The 18980-nt window shown below is 70.6% G+C and carries 14 protein-coding genes and 1 pseudogene; 11 read left to right on the top strand and 4 right to left on the bottom strand.

The annotated features are described in order from the left end of the window. The first annotated feature begins 88 nt into the window (after window positions 1–88). The 9 genes from IE198_RS27885 (at window position 89) to IE198_RS27845 (ending at window position 11331) form a co-directional block, all read left to right on the top strand. Window positions 89–2575, top strand: a complete 2487-nt coding sequence (locus IE198_RS27885; RefSeq protein WP_189891450.1) for an NADH-quinone oxidoreductase subunit G — start codon at window positions 89–91, stop codon at window positions 2573–2575. Window positions 2576–2580: 5 nt separating this feature from the next. After that, window positions 2581–3945, top strand: a complete 1365-nt coding sequence (gene nuoH / locus IE198_RS27880; RefSeq protein ID WP_189891647.1) for an NADH-quinone oxidoreductase subunit NuoH — start codon at window positions 2581–2583, stop codon at window positions 3943–3945. Further along, window positions 3938–4585: an NADH-quinone oxidoreductase subunit NuoI gene (nuoI, locus tag IE198_RS27875; RefSeq protein ID WP_189891448.1), complete on the top strand. Its 648-nt coding sequence runs from the start codon at window positions 3938–3940 to the stop codon at window positions 4583–4585. The genes nuoH and nuoI overlap by 8 nt, the downstream gene beginning before the upstream one ends. Further along, window positions 4582–5421: an NADH-quinone oxidoreductase subunit J gene (locus tag IE198_RS27870; RefSeq protein ID WP_189891445.1), complete on the top strand. Its 840-nt coding sequence runs from the start codon at window positions 4582–4584 to the stop codon at window positions 5419–5421. Before nuoI ends, IE198_RS27870 begins: the two co-directional genes overlap by 4 nt. Beyond that, entirely contained in the window at window positions 5418–5717 is a 300-nt protein-coding gene (gene nuoK, locus IE198_RS27865; RefSeq protein ID WP_100108534.1) for an NADH-quinone oxidoreductase subunit NuoK, read from the top strand. Before IE198_RS27870 ends, nuoK begins: the two co-directional genes overlap by 4 nt. A 15-nt stretch (window positions 5718–5732) precedes the next feature. Then, a complete protein-coding gene (nuoL, locus tag IE198_RS27860) occupies window positions 5733–7676 on the top strand; it encodes an NADH-quinone oxidoreductase subunit L (protein WP_189891443.1) in 1944 nt (647 codons plus the stop codon). Between the two features lies 1 nt (window position 7677). After that, window positions 7678–9249 (top strand): NADH-quinone oxidoreductase subunit M, encoded by a 1572-nt coding sequence (locus IE198_RS27855; RefSeq protein WP_189891441.1) that lies wholly within the window; start codon window positions 7678–7680, stop codon window positions 9247–9249. Next, window positions 9246–10901 carry an NADH-quinone oxidoreductase subunit NuoN gene (gene nuoN / locus IE198_RS27850; RefSeq protein ID WP_189891439.1) on the top strand — a complete coding sequence of 552 codons (1656 nt, stop codon included), beginning with the start codon at window positions 9246–9248 and terminating at the stop codon, window positions 10899–10901. Before IE198_RS27855 ends, nuoN begins: the two co-directional genes overlap by 4 nt. 136 nt (window positions 10902–11037) lie before the next feature. After that, window positions 11038–11331: a hypothetical protein gene (locus tag IE198_RS27845; protein ID WP_189891437.1), complete on the top strand. Its 294-nt coding sequence runs from the start codon at window positions 11038–11040 to the stop codon at window positions 11329–11331. A gap of 73 nt (window positions 11332–11404) precedes the next feature. Here IE198_RS27845 and fahA read toward each other — a convergent pair whose 3' ends face one another. Further along, a complete protein-coding gene (gene fahA / locus IE198_RS27840) occupies window positions 11405–12631 on the bottom strand; it encodes a fumarylacetoacetase (RefSeq protein ID WP_189891434.1) in 1227 nt (408 codons plus the stop codon). Window positions 12632–12714: 83 nt separating this feature from the next. Then, window positions 12715–14685, bottom strand: coding sequence for a CocE/NonD family hydrolase (locus IE198_RS27835; protein WP_189891432.1), 1971 nt, complete (start codon window positions 14683–14685; stop codon window positions 12715–12717). Between the two features lie 226 nt (window positions 14686–14911). Here IE198_RS27835 and IE198_RS27830 point away from each other — a divergent pair, with 226 nt between their 5' ends. Beyond that, a complete protein-coding gene (locus IE198_RS27830) occupies window positions 14912–15922 on the top strand; it encodes a polyprenyl synthetase family protein (RefSeq protein WP_189891430.1) in 1011 nt (336 codons plus the stop codon). A gap of 153 nt (window positions 15923–16075) precedes the next feature. Beyond that, the gene (locus tag IE198_RS27825; RefSeq protein ID WP_189891428.1) at window positions 16076–17290 is read left to right on the top strand and encodes a LolA family protein; all 1215 of its coding nucleotides are present in this window, start codon (window positions 16076–16078) and stop codon (window positions 17288–17290) included. Window positions 17291–17364: 74 nt separating this feature from the next. Here the strand turns inward: IE198_RS27825 and IE198_RS35625 are convergent. Together IE198_RS35625 and IE198_RS27820 are read right to left on the bottom strand one after the other, a co-directional pair. Further along, window positions 17365–17644 (bottom strand): annotated as a pseudogene (locus IE198_RS35625) (YrrC family ATP-dependent DNA helicase); the annotation flags it as partial. 167 nt (window positions 17645–17811) lie between these two features. Then, entirely contained in the window at window positions 17812–18969 is a 1158-nt protein-coding gene (locus IE198_RS27820; RefSeq protein WP_189891425.1) for an FAD-dependent oxidoreductase, read from the bottom strand. Window positions 18970–18980: the final 11 nt, after the last annotated feature.

Genomic DNA, 18980 nt, shown 5'->3' with positions numbered 1-18980 from the left:
ACGCGCCGAATCCCGGCCGCGGCTCCGCCGCATGCCGTACCGCGGGCGAAGCCGCGCAGGCCGCCCCGTGCCGCGGGGAGGTGTGGGCATGACCGTCACCACGACCGGTTCCGGGGCCGCGGGCAGCGGCGCCGTACCGCCGGAGGACCTCGTCTCGCTGACGATCGACGGCATCGAGATCTCCGTCCCCAAGGGGACGCTGGTCATCCGCGCCGCCGAGATGCTCGGGATCGAGATCCCGCGCTTCTGCGACCACCCGCTCCTCGACCCGGCCGGTGCCTGCCGCCAGTGCATCGTCGAGGTGGAGGGCCAGCGCAAGCCGATGGCCTCGTGCACCATCACCTGCACCGACGGCATGGTCGTCAAGTCGCAGCTCACCTCGCCCGTCGCCGAGAAGGCGCAGAAGGGCGTGATGGAGCTGCTGCTGATCAACCACCCGCTGGACTGCCCGGTCTGCGACAAGGGCGGCGAGTGCCCGCTGCAGAACCAGGCAGTCTCGCACGGCCAGGCCGACTCCCGGTTCGAGGGGAGGAAGCGCACCTTCGAGAAGCCGGTGCCGATCTCCACGCAGGTGCTGCTCGACCGCGAGCGGTGCGTGCTGTGCGCCCGCTGCACCCGCTTCTCCAACCAGGTCGCGGGCGACCCGATGATCGAGCTGCTGGAGCGAGGCGCGCTCCAGCAGGTCGGCACCGGCGAGGGCGACCCGTTCGAGTCGTACTTCTCCGGCAACACCATCCAGATCTGCCCCGTCGGCGCGCTCACCTCGGCCGCGTACCGGTTCCGCTCCCGCCCGTTCGACCTCGTCTCCTCGCCCTCCGTCTGCGAGCACTGCGCGGGCGGCTGCGCGACCCGCACGGACCACCGCCGCGGCAAGGTCATGCGGCGCCTGGCCGCGGAGGACCCGGAGGTCAACGAGGAGTGGCTGTGCGACAAGGGGCGCTTCGGCTTCCGCTACGCCCAGCAGCGCGACCGGCTCACCACGCCGCTGGTCCGCAACGGTGAGGGCGTGCTGGAGCCGGTGAGCTGGCCGGAGGCTCTGGAGGCCGCCGCCCGCGGTCTCGTCAGGGGCCGCACCGGCGTCCTGACCGGCGGCCGGCTGACCGTCGAGGATGCCTACGCGTACGCCAAGTTCGCCCGCGTCGCCCTCGACACCAACGACGTCGACTTCCGCGCCCGGGTGCACTCCGCGGAAGAGGCCGACTTCCTCGCGGCGCGGGTCGCGGGGCAGGGCAGGGACCTGTCCGGCACCGGAGTCACCTACGCCGCGCTGGAGAAGGCGCCCGCGGTGCTGCTCGCCGGGCTCGAGTCGGAGGAGGAGGCCCCCGGCGTCTTTCTGCGGCTGCGCAAGGCCCACCGCAAGCACGGGCAGCGCACCTACTCCCTCGCCACGCACGCCACCCGCGGACTCGGCAAGGCGGGCGGCACCCTGCTCCCCGCCGCGCCCGGCACCGAGACCGAGTGGCTCGACGCCCTCGCCTCCGGCACCGGCCTCGACGGGGACGGCGCGCAGGCGGCGGAGGCGCTGCGGGCCGACGGAGCGGTGATCGTGGTCGGCGAGCGGCTCGCCGCCGTGTCCGGCGGCTTCACCGCCGCCGTACGCGCCGCGACCGCCACCGGCGCACAGCTGGTGTGGATCCCGCGCCGCGCCGGTGAGCGCGGCGCCGTGGAGGCCGGCGCACTGCCGTCACTGCTGCCGGGCGGCCGCCCGGCGACCGACCCGCGGGCCCGTGAGGAGACCGCGGAGGTCTGGCGCGTGCGCGAACTCCCGCACCGCTACGGCCGTGACACCGGCCAGATCGTGGAGGCGGCGGCCACCGGGGAACTGGGCGCGCTGCTCGTCGCCGGTGTCGAGGTCGCGGACCTGCCCGATCCGGCCCGGGCCCGTGAGGCGCTCGACGCGGTCGGCTTCCTGGTCTCGCTGGAGCTGCGGCCGAGCGAGGTCACCGAGCGGGCGGACGTGGTCTTCCCGGTCGCGGCCGTCGCGGAGAAGCCGGGCACCTTCCTCAACTGGGAGGGGCGGGCGCGGATGTTCGAGGCGGCGCTGAAGCCGGAGCACATGACCCGCCGCCTCGCTCCGACGGACGCGCGGGTGCTGCACATGCTCGCCGACACCCTCGACGTGCACTTCGGCCTGCCGGACCTGAAGTCCGTACGCACCGAGCTGGACCGGCTCGGCCGCTGGGACGGCCCGCGGGCCACCGAGCCGCTGGAGAGCGCTCAGTCGCTGCCCCGGCCCGGTGAGGGCGAGGCGGTGCTCGCCGGCCACCGGCTGCTGCTCGACCAGGGCCTGCTGCAACAGGGCGACGAGGCGCTGGCCGGCACCCGGCACGCAGCGGTCGCCCGGCTTTCGGCGGCCACAGCGGCGGAGACGGGCGTCAAGGACGGCGACGAGCTGGAGGTCTCCGGACCGGCCGGTTCGGTACGACTGCCGCTCCGGATCAGCGAGATGCCCGACCGGGTGGTGTGGCTGCCGATGAACTCCGTCGGCGGCGGCGTCACCCCGGACACGGGCGCCCGTCCCGGCGAGTTGGTCCGCATCGCGGCGGCGACGGGCGCGACGGAGGTGGAGGCGTGAACGGAATGACGAGCCTGGCCCTTGAAGACCTGTCGATGTTCGGACGCGACCCGTGGTGGCTCGTCGTCATCAAGGCCGTGTTCTGCTTCGCCTTCCTGATGGTGACCGTGCTCTTCTCCATCGTGTGGGAGCGCAAGGTCGTCGCCTGGATGCAGCTGCGCATCGGCCCCAACCGGCACGGCCCGTGGGGCATGCTGCAGTCGCTCGCCGACGGCATCAAGCTGATGCTGAAGGAAGACGTGATCGTCAAGCGGGCGGACAAGGTCGTCTACGTCCTCGCCCCGATCGTGGCGGCCGTCCCGGCCTTCATGGCGATCGCCGTGATCCCCTTCGGCCCGGCCGGCAACGAAATCTCGATCTTCGGCCAGCGCACCACGATGCAGCTGACCGACCTGCCGATCGCGATGCTCTACATCCTCGCGGTCGCCTCGGTCGGCATCTACGGCATCGTGCTCGCCGGCTGGTCGTCCGGTTCGACGTACCCGCTGCTCGGCGGACTGCGCTCCTGTGCGCAGATGATCTCGTACGAGATCGCGATGGGCGCGGCGTTCGCCTCCGTCTTCCTCTACTCCGGGTCGATGTCGACCTCGGCGATCGTGGAGGCCCAGGCGGACCGCTGGTTCATCATCCTGCTGCCGGTCTCCTTCATCATCTACGTCGTCACGATGGTCGGAGAGACCAACCGCGCCCCGTTCGACATGCCGGAGTCCGAGGGCGACCTGGTCGGCGGCTTCAACACCGAGTACAGCTCCATCAAGTTCGCGATGTTCATGCTGGCCGAGTACGTCAACATGGTCACCGTCTCGGCCGTCTCCGTCACCCTCTTCCTGGGCGGCTGGCGGGCGCCGTACCCGATCTCCACCTTCTGGGAGGGCGCGAACCACGGCTGGTGGCCGATGCTCTGGTTCGTCCTCAAGGTCCAGCTGCTGCTGTTCTTCTTCATCTGGCTGCGCGGCACGCTGCCCCGCGTCCGCTACGACCAGTTGATGAAGCTCGGCTGGAAGGTCCTGATCCCGGTCTCGGTGGTCTGGTTGATGCTGGTGGCCACCGTGCGCGCGCTGCGGAACGAGAACTACGACTTCCAGCAGATCGTGCTGTACGTCGGCGGTGCGGTGATCGCTGTGCTGCTGCTCTCGTTCGTCGCCGACATCTTCCGAGGCAAGAAGGAGCAGGCCGCCGGGGCCGCCGAGCCGGCACCCGCCCCCTTCGACCCGATGGCGGGCGGCTTCCCTGTACCCCCGCTGCCCGGACAGGAGTTGCCGCCGGTGCCGCGCAGGCGGTCACGGCAGGAACGCGAACTGATTGTCAGTGGCGGACCCAATACCGACAGTGACGGTCCTCGGGACGGAAAGGAGGCTGACGGTGTCTGAGGAATCCCAGAGCAAGGAATCCGAGAGCAAGTTCCTGAATCCGGTTGCCGGCTTCGGCGTGACCTTCAAGGCCATGTTCAAGAAGCGGCTGACCGAGCAGTACCCGGAGCAGCAGAAGGTCACGGCGCCGCGCTTCCACGGCCGGCACCAGCTCAACCGCCATCCGGACGGGCTCGAGAAATGCGTCGGGTGCGAGCTGTGCGCCTGGGCCTGCCCGGCGGACGCGATCTATGTGGAGGGCGCCGACAACACCGACGAGGAGCGCTACTCCCCGGGCGAGCGGTACGGCCGCGTCTACCAGATCAACTACGCCCGCTGCATCCTGTGCGGCCTGTGCATCGAGGCCTGCCCGACGCGCGCGCTGACGATGACCAACGAGTTCGAACTGGCCGACAGCAGCCGCGAGAACCTCATCTACACCAAGGAGCAACTGCTCGCCGGTCTGGAAGAGGGCATGGTCGACTCGCCGCACGCGATCCATCCCGGCATGGACGAGCAGGACTACTACCGGGGCCTGGTCACCCAGGCCGCGCCCGGCACCGTCCAGCAGTCGGCCGTCTCCAAGGACCAGACGGCCCAGGAGGGCGAGTCGACCTTCGGTGACGACGAGCCCGCGTCGAAGAAGGTGATCGGCGCATGAGCACGCTCGCCGCCTACACCACCTCGGCGGGGGAGGCCGTCCAGTTCTGGGTGCTCGGCACGATCGCGGTCATCGGGGCGCTGTGCACGATCCTGATGAAGCGGGCCGTGCACAGTGCGCTGTGCCTGGCCGGGACCATGATCATCCTCGCGGTGTTCTACCTGGCCAACGGGGCGTACTTCCTCGGTGTCGTCCAGATCGTCGTCTACACCGGCGCGATCATGATGCTGTTCCTCTTCGTCGTCATGCTGGTCGGTGTCACGGCCGCCGACTCCCTCAAGGAGACGCTGAAGGGCCAGCGCTGGCTGGCAGCAGCCTGCGGCCTCGGCTTCGGCATCCTGCTGATCGCCGGCATCGGCAACGCCTCCGTGAAGAACTTCAACGGACTGGACGCCGCCAACTCGGCGAACGGCGGGAACGTGGAGGGCCTCGCCGCCCTCCTCTTCACCAAATACGTCTTCGCCTTCGAGATCACCGGCGCACTGCTGATCACCGCCGCCGTCGGTGCGATGGTGCTCACCCACCGGGAGCGCACCGAGCCCGCCAGGACCCAGCGCGAGCTGTCCGAGCAGCGCGTACGGGAAGGCAAGCACCTGCCGCCGCTGCCCGCCCCGGGTGTCTACGCCCGGCACAACGCGGTGGACATCCCCGGTCTGCTGCCGGACGGCACCCCGTCCGAGCTCACCGTCAACCGGACACTGCGCCGGCGCGGCCAGATCCGGGACGTCTCCACCGAGGCGCTGAACGACCTCAAGGCCCTGGAGCAGCGCTCCGAGGAGCGCCTCGGACGCGACCGTGACGAGCACGACCGGGACGGACAGGAGGCCAAGCGGTGAATCCGGTCAACTACCTCTATCTCGCCGCCCTGCTGTTCACCATCGGCGCGGCAGGAGTCCTGATCCGGCGGAACGCGATCGTGGTGTTCATGTGCATCGAGCTGATGCTCAACGCCTGCAACCTCGCGTTCGTCGCCTTCTCCCGCATGCACGGCAATCTCGACGGCCAGATCATCGCGTTCTTCACGATGGTCGTCGCCGCCGCCGAGGTCGTGGTCGGGCTCGCGATCATCGTGTCGCTGTTCCGTTCCCGCCACTCGGCCTCGGTCGACGACGCCAGCCTGATGAAGCTGTAAGGGGTCGGAAGAATCGTGGAGAACCTGATTGCGCTGCTGGTCGCGGCGCCACTGCTCGGAGCGGCGGTCCTGCTCTGCGGCGGACGCCGCCTCGATCGGACGGGCCACTGGCTGGGCACGCTGCTCGCCGCCGCCTCGTTCGTCATCGGCGCGGTGCTGTTCGCGGACATGCTGGGCAAGGGCGCGGAGGAACGCGCCCTGCACCAGAGGCTGTTCAGCTGGGTCCCCGTGGAGGGCTTCCAGGCGGACATCGCCTTCCAGCTCGACCAGCTGTCGATGACCTTCGTCCTGCTGATCACCGGTGTGGGCACCCTGATCCACATCTACTCGATCGGTTACATGGAGCACGACGAGCGGCGCCGCCGCTTCTTCGGCTACCTCAACCTCTTCCTCGCGGCGATGCTCCTGCTGGTCCTCGCCGACAACTACCTGCTGCTGTACATGGGCTGGGAGGGCGTCGGTCTCGCGTCCTACCTGCTCATCGGCTTCTGGCAGCACAAGCCCAGCGCGGCGACCGCGGCGAAGAAGGCATTCCTCGTCAACCGCGTCGGCGACATGGGCCTGTCGATCGCGATCATGCTGATGTTCACCACCTTCGGCACCTTCGCCTTCGGCCCGGTGCTGGAGTCCACGTCGGACACCAGCGAGGGCATGCTGACGGCCATCGGCCTGATGCTGCTGCTGGCCGCTTGCGGAAAGTCGGCCCAGGTGCCGCTGCAGTCCTGGCTCGGCGACGCGATGGAGGGCCCGACCCCGGTCTCCGCCCTGATCCACGCGGCCACCATGGTCACCGCGGGCGTCTATCTGATCGTCCGCTCCGGCGCGATCTTCAACGCCGCCCCGGACGCGCAGCTCGCGGTCGTGATCGTCGGTGCGGTCACGCTCCTCTTCGGTGCGATCGTCGGTTGCGCGAAGGACGACATCAAGAAGGCACTGGCCGGTTCGACGATGTCGCAGATCGGCTACATGATCCTCGCGGCCGGTCTCGGCCCGATCGGATACGCCTTCGCGATCATGCACCTGGTGACGCACGGCTTCTTCAAGGCGGGGCTGTTCCTCGGTGCCGGTTCGGTCATGCACGGCATGAACGACGAGGTGGACATGCGCAAGTACGGCGGTCTGCGCACATACATGCCGATCACCTTCGTCACCTTCGGCCTCGGCTATCTGGCGATCATCGGTTTCCCGGGCCTGTCGGGCTTCTGGTCCAAGGACAAGATCATCGAGGCGGCATTCGCCTACGACGACGGCATCCGCGGCTGGATCTTCGGCGGAGTGGCCCTGCTCGGCGCCGGCATCACCGCGTTCTACATGACCCGAGTGATGATCCTGACCTTCTTCGGTGAGAAGCGCTGGCAGCCGGCGCCCGACCCGGACAGGACCGCGAGCGTCGAGCCCGGGGTCGACGTGACCCCGGGCGAGATGCCGCACCCGCACGAGTCGCCCAGGTCGATGACGATCCCGATGATCGTGCTCGCCTTCGGTTCCGTCTTCGCGGGCGGCCTCTTCAGCCTGAACGAGGCCTTTGTGACCTGGCTGGAGCCGGTCACGCAGTTCGAGCACCCGCACCCGGTGATCAGCGTCCCGGCGATCACGGCCTCGACGGTCGTGGTGCTGCTCATCGGTGTCGCCATCGCGTGGGTGATGTACGGTCGCCGACCGGTCCCGGTGACCGCGCCGCGCGGCTCGCTGCTCACCCGGGCGGCCCGCCGCGATCTCCTCCAGGACGACTTCAACCACGTGGTCCTGGTTCGCGGCGGCGAGCACCTCACCCGGTCCCTGGTCTATGTCGACCACACCCTGGTCGACGGCGTGGTGAACGGCACGGCCGCCTCGTTCGGCGGGCTCTCCGGCCGGCTGCGCAAACTGCAGAACGGCTACGCCCGCAGCTACGCGGTCTCGATGTTCGGCGGTACGGCGATCCTGATCGCCGCGACCCTGCTGATGAGGGGGGTCTGAGATGTCGTTCCCGATTCTGACGGCCACGGCGGTGCTCCCGGCGGTGGGCGCCATCGCCACCGCCGCCGTTCCTGCCGCGAGGAGGGCCGCCGCCAAGTGGCTGGCACTGCTCTTCTCGCTCGCCACGCTCGTCCTGGCCGCGATCGTGCTCGTGCGGTTCGAGCCCGGCGGCGACCGCTACCAGCTCACCGAGTCCCACGCCTGGATCGCCGACTTCGGCGTCCGCTACGAACTCGGGGTGGACGGCATCGGGGTCGTGATGGTGGCGCTGACCGCGCTGCTGATCCCGTTCGTGATCCTCGCGGGCTGGCACGATGCCGACCCTCTGGAGACCCGCTCTTCGCGCTGGCGGCCGACCCAGGGCTTCTTCGCCCTGATCCTGATGGTCGAGGCGATGGTGATCCTCTCCTTCGAGGCCACCGACGTCTTCCTCTTCTACATCCTGTTCGAAGCCATGCTCATCCCGATGTACTTCCTCATCGGCGGCTTCGGCGACCGTGCCCACTCCGGCACCGAAGAGAACGCGGCGGCACAACGATCCTACGCGGCCGTGAAGTTCCTGCTCTACAACCTGGTCGGCGGACTGATCATGCTGGCCGCGGTCATCGGTCTCTACGTGGTCGCGGGCAGCTTCTCGCTCTCCGAGATCGCTCAGGCCCGCGCGAGCGGCGAACTGGAGATGGCGACCACCACCGAGCGGCTGCTGTTCCTCGGCTTCTTCTTCGCCTTCGCGATCAAGGCGCCGCTGTGGCCGCTGCACACCTGGCTGCCCAACGCCATGGGAGAGGCCACCGCCCCGGTCGCGGTGCTGATCACGGCGGTCGTCGACAAGGTCGGCACGTTCGCGATGCTGCGCTTCTGCCTCCAGTTGTTCCCGGAGGCCTCGAAGTGGGCCACTCCGGTGATCCTGGTGCTTGCGCTGATCAGCATCGTCTACGGTGCGCTGCTCGCGGTCGGCCAGCGCGACATCAAGCGCCTGATCGCGTACGCCTCGGTATCCCACTTCGGCTTCATCATCCTGGGCATCTTCGTGATGACCAGCCAGGGGCAGTCCGGTGCGACGCTCTACATGGTCAACCACGGACTGTCCACGGCGGCGCTGATGCTGGTGGCCGGCTTCCTGATCTCGCGGCGCGGCTCGCGGCTCATCGCCGACTACGGCGGTGTGCAGAAGGTCGCGCCGGTGCTCGCGGGCACCTTCCTGATCGGCGGCCTGGCCACTCTCTCACTGCCGGGGCTCGCTCCCTTCGTCAGTGAATTCCTTGTCCTGGTCGGCGCGTTCGCCGCCTATCCGGTCGTAGGGATCATCGCGACCGTCGGCATCGTGCTCGCCGCGCTCTACACCCTCGTCCTCTACCAGCGGACGATGACCGGCCCGGTGAAGGCCGAGGTGCGGACGATGCCGGATCTGAAGGCACGTGAACTGGCGGTCGTCGCCCCGTTGATCGCCCTGCTGATCTTCCTTGGTGTCTTCCCGAAGCCGCTGACGGAGATCATCGACCCGGCCGTGGAGCACACGATGTCCGACGTTCAGAAGCAGGACCCCCGGCCCGATGTGGAGGCAGCCAAGTGAGCGCTACAGCTGTCCACAGCCTGTGGACAACGGCGGCGGAGGTCGAGCCGTTCGGCCGGATCCCCACGCCCCACATCGAGTACGCACAACTGGCGCCCGCGCTGATCGTCGTCGGCGCGGCGGTCTTGGGCATCCTCGTCGAGGCCTTCGTCCCGCGCCGTGCCCGGTACCACACGCAGGTGTTCCTCGCCGTCGTCGCGCTCACGGCCGCCTTCGCGGCGGTCGTCGGGCTCGCCGCCGGCGGCTACGCCACCACCGAGGCGCAGATCGCGGCGATGGGCGCCATCGCGGTCGACGGCCCGGCGCTGTTCCTGCAGGGCACCATCCTGCTGGCCTCGCTGGTCGCGGTCTTCACCTTCGCCGAGCGCCGGCTCGACCCGGCGGCACACGGCAACCGCATCGACTCGTTCGCGGCGGAGTCCGCCGCCGTACCGGGCAGCGACCATGAGAAGGCCGCGGTCAAGGCGGGGTTCACCACCACCGAGGTGTTTCCGCTCGCGCTCTTCGCCGTCACCGGCATGCTGGTCTTCCCGGCGGCCAACGACCTGCTGACGCTGTTCATCGCGCTCGAGGTCTTCTCCCTGCCGCTCTACCTCCTGTGCGCGGTGGCCCGCCGCAAGCGGCTCATGTCGCAGGAGGCCGCGGTGAAGTACTTCCTGCTCGGGGCGTTCTCCTCCGCGTTCCTGCTGTTCGGCATCGCCCTGGTCTACGGCTACGCGGGATCCGTCTCGTACGCCCGGATCGCCGACGTCGTCGAGGGCAGCGTCCGCACCATCGACCCGGCGCTGGCCGACACCATGGGCAACGACGCGCTGCTGCTGATCGGCGGCGCGATGATCCTCGTGGGCCTGCTGTTCAAGGTCGGTGCCGTGCCGTTCCACATGTGGACGCCCGACGTCTACCAGGGCGCACCTACCCCGGTCACCGGCTTCATGGCCGCTGCCACCAAGGTCGCCGCTTTCGGCGCGCTGCTGCGCCTGCTGTACGTGGTGCTGCCGGGCCTCACCTGGGACTGGCGGCCGGTCATGTGGGCCGTCGCAATCGTCACCATGCTGGGCGGTGCGATCGTCGCCATCACCCAGACCGACATCAAGCGACTGCTGGCGTACTCCTCCATCGCGCACGCCGGCTTCATCCTCGCCGGTGTGATCGCCGCGACGCCCGAGGGCATCTCGTCCGTCCTCTTCTACCTGCTCGTGTACTCCTTCGTGACGATCGGCGCGTTCGCCGTCGTCACCCTGGTGCGCGACGCGGGCGGCGAGGCGACGCATCTGTCCAAGTGGGCGGGGCTCGGGCGGCGTTCACCGCTGGTGGCGGCCGTCTTCGCGGTGTTCCTGCTGTCGTTCGCCGGCATCCCGCTGACGTCGGGCTTCGCCGGCAAGTTCGCCGTGTTCAAGGCGGCGGCGGACGGCGGCGCGGCCGCGCTGGTCGTGGTGGGTGTGATCTCCTCCGCGATCGCCGCGTTCTTCTACATCCGGGTCATCGTGCTGATGTTCTTCAGCGAGCCGAAGCCGGAGGGCCCCACGGTCGCCGTCCCCTCGCCGCTGACGATGACGGCGATCGGCGTCGGCGTCGCGGTGACGCTGGTGCTCGGCCTCGCTCCCCAGTACTTCCTGGACCTGGCGAGCCAGGCGGGCGTGTTCGTGCGCTGACGCCGCACAGCGCGAAGGTCCGGCGTCTCCTCGGGGGAGAGGCCGGACCTTCGGCATGTCCGGGCAACCCACCCACGCCGCGAGGCGTCCTTCCGGCGTGGAGCCAAGGGCCGACGGCCTCGACCAAGGGGGAGTCATGACCGAGCAGCAGATCCGGGCCGAGGCGGCGAAGGAGCCCGGCGCCGACCACACCTGGCCGCTCGGGTTCCTGGTCCCCGCCCTGCTGTTGCTCCGCTTCCTCGGGGAGCACGCCTGGGCGTACTGGACCGCGGCGGTGGTCGGTGGACCCGGCGTGATCTGCGCGGTCTTCGCGATCGCCGGGGCGGCCCGGGACGTGGTGCGCGGGCGCCGTCCGTGGAAGGCGGCGTTCGCGCTGTTCGTGCTGGCCGGCGGGTCGTTCGCGCTCGTGGCCAGGCTCGTGAACAGCTGACGGGCGGGCCGCAGAGGCCGTGGCCGCCGTCCGGGCCCCTCCCGCCGAGGAGAGGGACCCCGGACGGGGCGGATCAGACGGCGGGCACGATCCGGCCGGTGACCTCGCCGAACCCGACCCGTACGCCGTCCGGGCCGGGCGCCCAGGCGGTCATGGTCACCTCGTCACCGTCCTCCAGGAACGTCCGCTTGCCCTCCGGCAATTCGAACGCGTCGCGGCCGTTCCAGGTGAGCTCCAGCAGTGAGCCGCGCTGGTTCACTTCGGGGCCGCTGACGGTGCCGGAGCCGTACACGTCGCCCGTCCGCAGCGAGGCGCCGTTGACCGTCATGTGGGCCAGCTGCTGGGCGGCCGTCCAGTACATCGTGGCGAACGGCGGTTCCGCGACGACCTGGCCGTTGATCGCGACCGAGATCCGTACGTCGAAGCCGCCCGGCTCCTCCGCCTCGGAGTCGTCGAGGTACGGCAGCAGTTCGACGTCACGGGCGGGCGGTGCGGTCCTGGCCGCGTCCAGCGCCTCCAGCGGGGTCACCCAGGCGGCGACGGAGGTGGCGAAGGACTTGCCGAGGAACGGGCCGAGCGGCACGTACTCCCACGCCTGGATGTCGCGCGCCGACCAGTCGTTGAGCAGGAACATCCCGAAGACATGGTCGCGGAAGTCCCCGAGAGCCACCGGACTGCCCGGCCGGGAGGGCGTGCCGACGAGGAAGCCGACCTCGGCCTCGATGTCGAGCTTCACCGAGGGGCCGAACACCGGCGAGGCGTCGGCGGGCGCCTTCCGCTGGCCGGACGGCCGCACGACGTCGGTGCCGGAGACTACGACGGTGCCGGACCGGCCGTGGTAACCGATGGGCAGATGCTTCCAGTTCGGTGTGAGGGCGTCGCCGTCCGGGCGGAAGATCCGGCCCACGTTGGTGGCGTGGTGCTCGCTCGCGTAGAAGTCGACGTAGTCCGCCACCTCGTACGGCAGGTGCATCGTCACGGCGCCCAGCGGGTGCAGCAGCGGCTCCATGTCCGGCCGGTGCGCAGGCACGGTGAGCCAGGCGGTGATCGCCCTGCGCACATCGCGCCACGCCGTACGCCCGGCCGACAGCAGCGGGTTGAGGCTCGGCTGCGCCAGCAGGCCGGCGTAGGGGGAGCCGAGTGCGTGGGCGGCGGCCCCGGCGTCGAGCACATGGTTCCCGATCCGGACGCCGAGCCGCCGACGGTCCGGTTCGTCGGCCGTGGTGAAGACGCCGTACGGAAGGTTGTGCGGGCCGAAGGGGTCGCCCTCGGCGAGATCGAGCGGGCTCTGCTCGGACATCGGTGCTTGCCTCGCTTTCCACGGATGTGGAGGACACGTTACGTGGCGGCCCGGCCGCCGGGGCAGTGCGCCCGGCGGCCGGTTCAGCCGACGGTCCGGGCGACGCGTCTCTCCCAGGTGCGGTGGAAGACGATCTCGTCGCCGCTCCGGCACACCAGCTCGTCCGAGGTGACGAAACCGGCCGCGTCCAGGCCGATTTCGGAGCGCGTCCAGATGCGGACGTCCCATGCCTGATCCGGCCGGTGCAGCCGGATCGTCCACTCGGAGCGGGCACGGGCGGAGAGCGGGTCGGACTCCTCGATCGTGTAGGTCTCGTGGCACTCCTCGCTGTACTCCAGACCGTCCGGGTGGACGTGGGTGCCGCCCCGGTGCGGCGTCGCCTCCAGGGTCCAGCGACCGGCCGCCACGTCACGGATGAGCAGCAGCCGCGGGCGCGGCTCGTCGAGGGTCTGCGGGACGGCGACCGCGGGCGGCTCAGCGTGCTCGGGCTCGGCGAAGTCGATCTTCCCGTCCGTCGGGTCACGGACCGGCAGGTCGAGCCGGGAGCCCGCCGGGTCGAGCGTGAAGCCCGCCGGGCCGGGGTGCGGCCAGATCCAGGGCCAGTACGCGGACGAGACGGCGAGCCGGATGCGGTGCCCCGGTGCGAAGACGTGCCCGGCCGTGGCCAGGTCGAAGGTCACGTCCTCCGTGGTGCCCGCGGGCCAGGGCACCGCCCGTTCCGGGCCCTTGCGGGCCGCCAGGTTCAGCGCTCCGCGGGTGACGAGCGTGGCCGTACCGTCGGGGGCGATGTCGCAGAGCCGGGCCACGGCGAGGCCGCCCGGACCCGCCGGGCGCAGCCGCAGCGTGACCCCGGGCCGGCCGAGGACGCCGATCGCATCCTCGCCGACGGGGAACTCGAAGCACACCGACCTGGCGTCCTCCTCCCGCTGGTCCGGCGGGAAGTCACCCTCGTGCCCGGTGGGCCGGAAGCGTCCCGCGTCCACCCCGGTGTGCTGCGGGGAGCCGACGACGACCGAGGCGCCGCCCAGTGCGTAGGGGACGACCGTGATGTGCTCAGAGGGCCAGGCGGTTTCGCCCGCCCACCGGCTCCGCGACGGCTCGGCCGCCCCGAGCCGGCAGCGCAGCAGCGGCTCGGACAGCACTCCGGTGTCCCGGTCCTTCAGCCACTGGTCCCACCAGCGGAGCGTCTCCTGGAGGAAGCCGATCGCCTCTCCCTGGTCCGTGGCCCGGTCCGGGTACTGGTGCGGCCACGGCCCGATCAGCCCGCGGACCCGGTCCACCGGCAGCCGTTCGACCAGTCTGAGGACCGTGTCCCGGCACGGGCCGTGCAGTCCGCCCACCGCCAGCACGGCCGCCGTCACCGCGGCGGTGTCGTCGCTGACCCCGGCGCTGCGCCAGTACTCGTCGCGCAGCTGATGGCCCAGCCAGGTGTGGACGACGGGCGTCAGCGCCTCCAGCCGTGCCAGCCACACCGCGAGCCACTCGTCCCCCGTGTGCAGCGGGTCGGGGGGCCGGGCCGCGAGCGCGAGCCGGCCCGCGGCCGTGGAGTGCAGCCCCTGACCGGTGACGCATCCGCCGGCGTAGGGACCGCCGCCCGTGTACGGGTCGTCCGTCGCGTCCACGATCACCACGGCGCGCAGCGGCTCCGGGGCCAGCGCCGCGATCTGCAGCGCGGTGCGGCCGCCCCGGCCGATCCCGAACATCCCGACCCGGCCGTTGCACCACGGCTGCCGGGCCAGCCACTCGATCACAGCGACGCCGTCGGCGAGCTCGATCGCGTCGTACTCGCCCCCGGGGACGCCCCCGCTGTTCCCGTGGCCGCGCGGGTCGACCCGTACCGAGGCGTAGCCGTGGCCCGCGTACCAGGGGTGGCGCTCGCCGTCGCGCACCACCGTCGCGTCGGTGAGCCGGTGCGGTGCGTACTCGAGCAGTGCGGGCACCGGCTCATCGGTGACCGGCCGCCACAGGCGTGCGTGGAGGAGAGTGCCGTCCGGCAGCGGGACACGCAGATCCGCGTGGACCGTCTCGTGCGGGAAATCGGTACGGATGCGCATGGCGGGACCTCGGAGGCGGGTGGGGGCGGTGGAGAGGGAGGGCACGGACCGTGGTCCGACGGTATCGAGCAAATACCGCATCCATGGCCATTGAGGTGAATGGCGAACATACGGGGTGGCGGGAAGGCGCTCATGGTGATCGAAAGGCGACCGGATACGCTGACTTGAGTGAATCCAGCGACACATCGACAATCCGTGTGATCGTCAGCAGACAGGAGATCTCCTCGTGACCGTCGTCGAGCCGTTCGGGCTGAGCGTGCGGGACCAGGCTCTTGAGGCCGATGTCCGGTCCGGGTTGTCGGCCGTCGAGGCGGGCCTGCTCGCCGCCACCAAGAGCGAGGTCCCCTTCATCACGGAGGCGGCGCAGCACCTGGTGCGCGCGGGCGGGAAGCGTTTCCGGCCCCTGCTGGTGATGCTCGCGGCCCAGTTCGGCGATCCATACGCGCCGGGGATCGTGCCCTCCGCCGTGGTCGTCGAGCTCACCCATCTCGCGACGCTGTACCACGACGACGTGATGGACGAGGCGGACGTGCGGCGCGGCGTCCCCAGCGCCAACACCCGCTGGGACAACTCGGTTGCGGTGCTGACCGGCGACTTCCTGTTCGCCCGCGCCTCACACATCCTGGCCGACCTCGGTCCGGAGGCGGTACGCATCCAGGCGGAGGCCTTCGAACGGCTGGTGACCGGCCAGATCCTGGAGACCGCGGGCCCCCGCGACGGCCGCGACCCGGTGGATCACTACCTCGACGTCATGTCCGGCAAGACCGGCTCGCTCGTCGCCGTGTCCGTACGCTTCGGAGCGATGATGTCCGGCGCGCAGGACAGCGTCGTCGACACCCTCACCCAGTACGGCGAGCGGCTCGGCGTCGCCTTCCAACTCGCCGACGACGTGCTCGACATCGCGTCCGACTCGCACGAGTCCGGCAAGACCCCCGGCACCGATCTGCGCGAAGGCGTCGCGACCCTTCCCGTGCTGCGGTTGCGGGCCCTGGCGGAGGCCGAGGGCCGGCCGGAGGACCTGGAGCTGGTCCAGCTCCTGGAGAGCGACCTGACCGACGACGTCCGGCACGCGGAGGCGCTGCGCCGGCTGCGCGCGCACCCGGCGCTCGAGCAGGCCCGCAGGGACACCGTGCGCTACGCGCAGGAGGCCCGGGCGCTGCTCGCTCCGCTGCCGGGCTGCTCGGCCAAGGCCGCGCTCGAGGAGCTGTGCGACGCGGTGGTCCACCGGGCAGGCTGACGCTTGGAACCCTTACGGGACGGGGGACTTGCCGAGGGTGCCTCTCATCCTGGAGAGGTACGTCAGGTTGCGCCCGGGGTCTGACGCTTCCGGGCCTCTCATTTGGTCATATGGATGGCACCACCCCTGACAACCACGGAGGTAGGGCACACCATGGCACCGAACGACAGCGCACAGACCACCGAAGAGGCCAAGGACCTCGCAGCGGGACACCGCAAGGCCGCCCGCTACCTCGTCCCGGTCGCGGTGGCCGGGGTGGCGGCGGCGACCATCGGGCTCGTCCCGGCGCTCGCTGCCTCCGGTGACCCGGATCTGCCCAAGATCAGTGCGCAGGAACTCATCGAGAAGATGGCCGCGTCGAAGACCGAGCAGTTCTCCGGCACGGTGAAGATCAGCACCGACCTCGGGCTGCCGTCCTTCGGCGGTCTCGCCGACGCGGTCGGGGGCGAGGACGGCGAGGGCTCGTCGGCCGCCCCGGACGCCAAGCTGACCGAGCTCGCCACGGGCACCCACACCCTGCGGGTCGCGGCCGACGGCCCCGACCGGCAGAAGGTGTCCATCCTTCAGGACTCCTCCGAGTACAGCCTCATCCACAACGGCGACGAGGTGTGGGGCTACGACAGCTCCTCGAACGAGGTCTACCACGCCACGGACGACGGGCAGCGCGACGGCAAGGACGGCACCGCGCCCAAGGACCTGCCGAAGGACCTCCCGACCACGCCCGGGGACCTCGCCGACGAGGTGCTGAAGGCCGCCGACGACACCACGTCCATCACTGTCGGGGGCACCTCCCAGGTGGCGGGTCGCGACGCGTACAAGCTGGTCGTCAAGCCCAAGCAGAGCGGCTCGACCGTCGGCTCCATCACCGTCGCGGTGGACGCGGAGAACGGCGTGCCCCTGAAGTTCACGCTGACTCCGAGCAGCGGCGGCAAGGCCGTGGTCGACGTCGGCTTCACCAAGGTCGACTTCTCCAAGCCCGCCGCCTCGACCTTCGACTTCACCCCGCCCAAGGGCGCCAAGGTGACGGAGGCCGACGAGAAGGCCCATGAGAAGGCCCCCGAGGAGTTCAAGGGCGGCTTCGAGGACCTGGGCGGCCTCAATGTGATCGGCGAGGGCTGGACGTCCGTCGCCAAGATCGAGGGCCCGGGCGGCGAGGCACCCGGCGACCTGAAGGGCGGCGAGGGCGACGTCCCGGCCGAGGCCCAGCAGTTCCTCGACGCTCTCGGCGACAAGGTCGAGGGGAAGTTCGGTACCGGCACGGTCTTCACGACGCGCCTGGTCAACGCCCTGATGACGGAAGACGGCACGGTCTACGTCGGCGCCGTGACCAAGGACGCCCTGGTGAAGGCCGCGAACGAGGCCAAGTAGTACGAGGCCGGGCAAGCAGGCGTGACCGGCCCTCCGCCCCGTCGTAGGCTCCTTACGGCGGGGCGGAGTCCTGCGATCACATCGCCGGTGCCGATGCCCAAGTGCTCGACGATCCGGTCGGCGGTCCTGGGGCCTATGCCCTTGATCAGCCCGGATCCGGGACAGTGGGGGATCCCCGTGATCGTGGCCGGCAGCACGGTGGTGCAGTTGTCCACGGTGAACTGCTTGCCGTACCGGGGGGCGGGAAGCCCAGCGGCCCTCCATGCGCAGCGATTCGCCCGGCTGCGCGCCGATGAGCGATCCGACCACCGTGAGGGGGTCACCGGCGCCGCGGCCGGTGTCGACGCGGCCCAGCCGTGCGGCAGGGCCCGCTGTCCGCCACCGCCTGCCGCCGGTGCGCCGGCGGGCTGCGAGGCCTTCGGCCTCGCTTTGTCCTCGAACGCCGGACGGGCTGGAGAATCCAGCCCGTCCGGCGTTCGAGGACGAAACGCTCCCGGACGGACCCGGGCGGCCAGGGCGGGCTACACCCCGCTCGCCTCCCGGGCCACCGGCGTGTTGCGGCCCGGGCGCAGGTTCGGGATCGGGCGGGCCGGTGCCGTGAACACCGCGTTGTAGAGCGGGTCGGGGACGGCCGCGAGCAGCCGGTCGCGTACGGCCGGGCGCAGCCGCTGGAGCTTCGCCGCCCGGCGGGAGTTGAGGTACATCTGCCGGATGCGCGGGTAGCGCTCCTGCTCGTACCTGCGCAGTGCCGCCACCGGATCACCGGAGTCCATCAGCAGTTCGCTCAGGACGTGGGCGTCCTCGAGGGCGAGGCACGCGCCCTGCCCGAGCGTGGGGAGGATGGGGTGCGCGGCATCGCCGAGGAGGGTGATCCGGCCCTTGCCCCAGCCCTTCATCGGGGCGCGGTCCCGCAGGTTGTCCTTCCACACCGCGTCGGTCGGCGTCGCGGCCACCGCTCTGCGCACCGGCTCGGGCCAGCCGTCCGTGGACGGGGGCCGGTCGTTGGACATCCGCTCGGGGATGCCCTGGAAGAACCAGTAGGTCCTGCCGCCCGCCAGGCGCAGCAGCCCCGCTCCCCCGAACGCGCCGAACATGATCTCGAAGTCGGCTCCGGCTCCGGCGTCGATCGGGGCGAGCCCCTGCCAGCCTCGCATCTTCTCCGGTGTTCCCGGGGCCACATACCCGGCCGGTTCGATCATCTCCCGTACCCGCGAGCCGACTCCGTCCGCGCCGACCACCACGTCCGCGCTCAGCTTCTCGCCATCGCTGAGGGTCACGGTGCCGTCCGGTGAGACGCTCACCACCTCGGCGCCGAAGCGCACCGTGTCGCCCGCCCAATCGGCCAGTACCTGGAGCAGCTCGGGCCGGGTGATGCTGTAGGACGGCGCGCCGAACCGGACCGCGTAGCCGTCGAGTTCGATCGCGGTGAGGGTGCGGCCCAAGGTCGTGGAGATCCGCACCTGGTTCATCGGCCGCGACACCTCCTCGATCGCGCCGAGCAGCCCCATCGAGCGCAGCACCGCCGTGACGTTCGGCCAGAACGACAGGCCGAGGCCGCGCACCCGCAGTTCCGCCGCCTTTTCCAGCACGACGACATCGGCTCCGCGGCGCCGGAGTGTCCCGGCGAGCGCGAGCCCGCCGACTCCGCCGCCGACAATGAGCACCCGCAGTCGACTCATGACATCACCCA

Origin of the sequence: Streptomyces xantholiticus, from assembly GCF_014651015.1 — a bacterium.
GTDB lineage: Bacteria > Actinomycetota > Actinomycetes > Streptomycetales > Streptomycetaceae > Streptomyces > Streptomyces xantholiticus.
This window is presented reverse-complemented; position numbering and strand designations above follow the sequence as displayed.

Coding starts and splice junctions, on each gene's coding strand:
- IE198_RS27885 (WP_189891450.1), top strand. CDS start 89: ATGACCGTCACCACGACCGGTTCCGGGGCCGCGGGCAGCGGCGCCGTA.
- nuoH (WP_189891647.1), top strand. CDS start 2,581: ATGACGAGCCTGGCCCTTGAAGACCTGTCGATGTTCGGACGCGACCCG.
- IE198_RS27870 (WP_189891445.1), top strand. CDS start 4,582: ATGAGCACGCTCGCCGCCTACACCACCTCGGCGGGGGAGGCCGTCCAG.
- IE198_RS27855 (WP_189891441.1), top strand. CDS start 7,678: ATGTCGTTCCCGATTCTGACGGCCACGGCGGTGCTCCCGGCGGTGGGC.
- IE198_RS27845 (WP_189891437.1), top strand. CDS start 11,038: ATGACCGAGCAGCAGATCCGGGCCGAGGCGGCGAAGGAGCCCGGCGCC.
- fahA (WP_189891434.1), bottom strand. CDS start 12,631: ATGTCCGAGCAGAGCCCGCTCGATCTCGCCGAGGGCGACCCCTTCGGC.
- IE198_RS27835 (WP_189891432.1), bottom strand. CDS start 14,685: ATGCGCATCCGTACCGATTTCCCGCACGAGACGGTCCACGCGGATCTG.
- IE198_RS27825 (WP_189891428.1), top strand. CDS start 16,076: ATGGCACCGAACGACAGCGCACAGACCACCGAAGAGGCCAAGGACCTC.
- IE198_RS27820 (WP_189891425.1), bottom strand. CDS start 18,969: ATGAGTCGACTGCGGGTGCTCATTGTCGGCGGCGGAGTCGGCGGGCTC.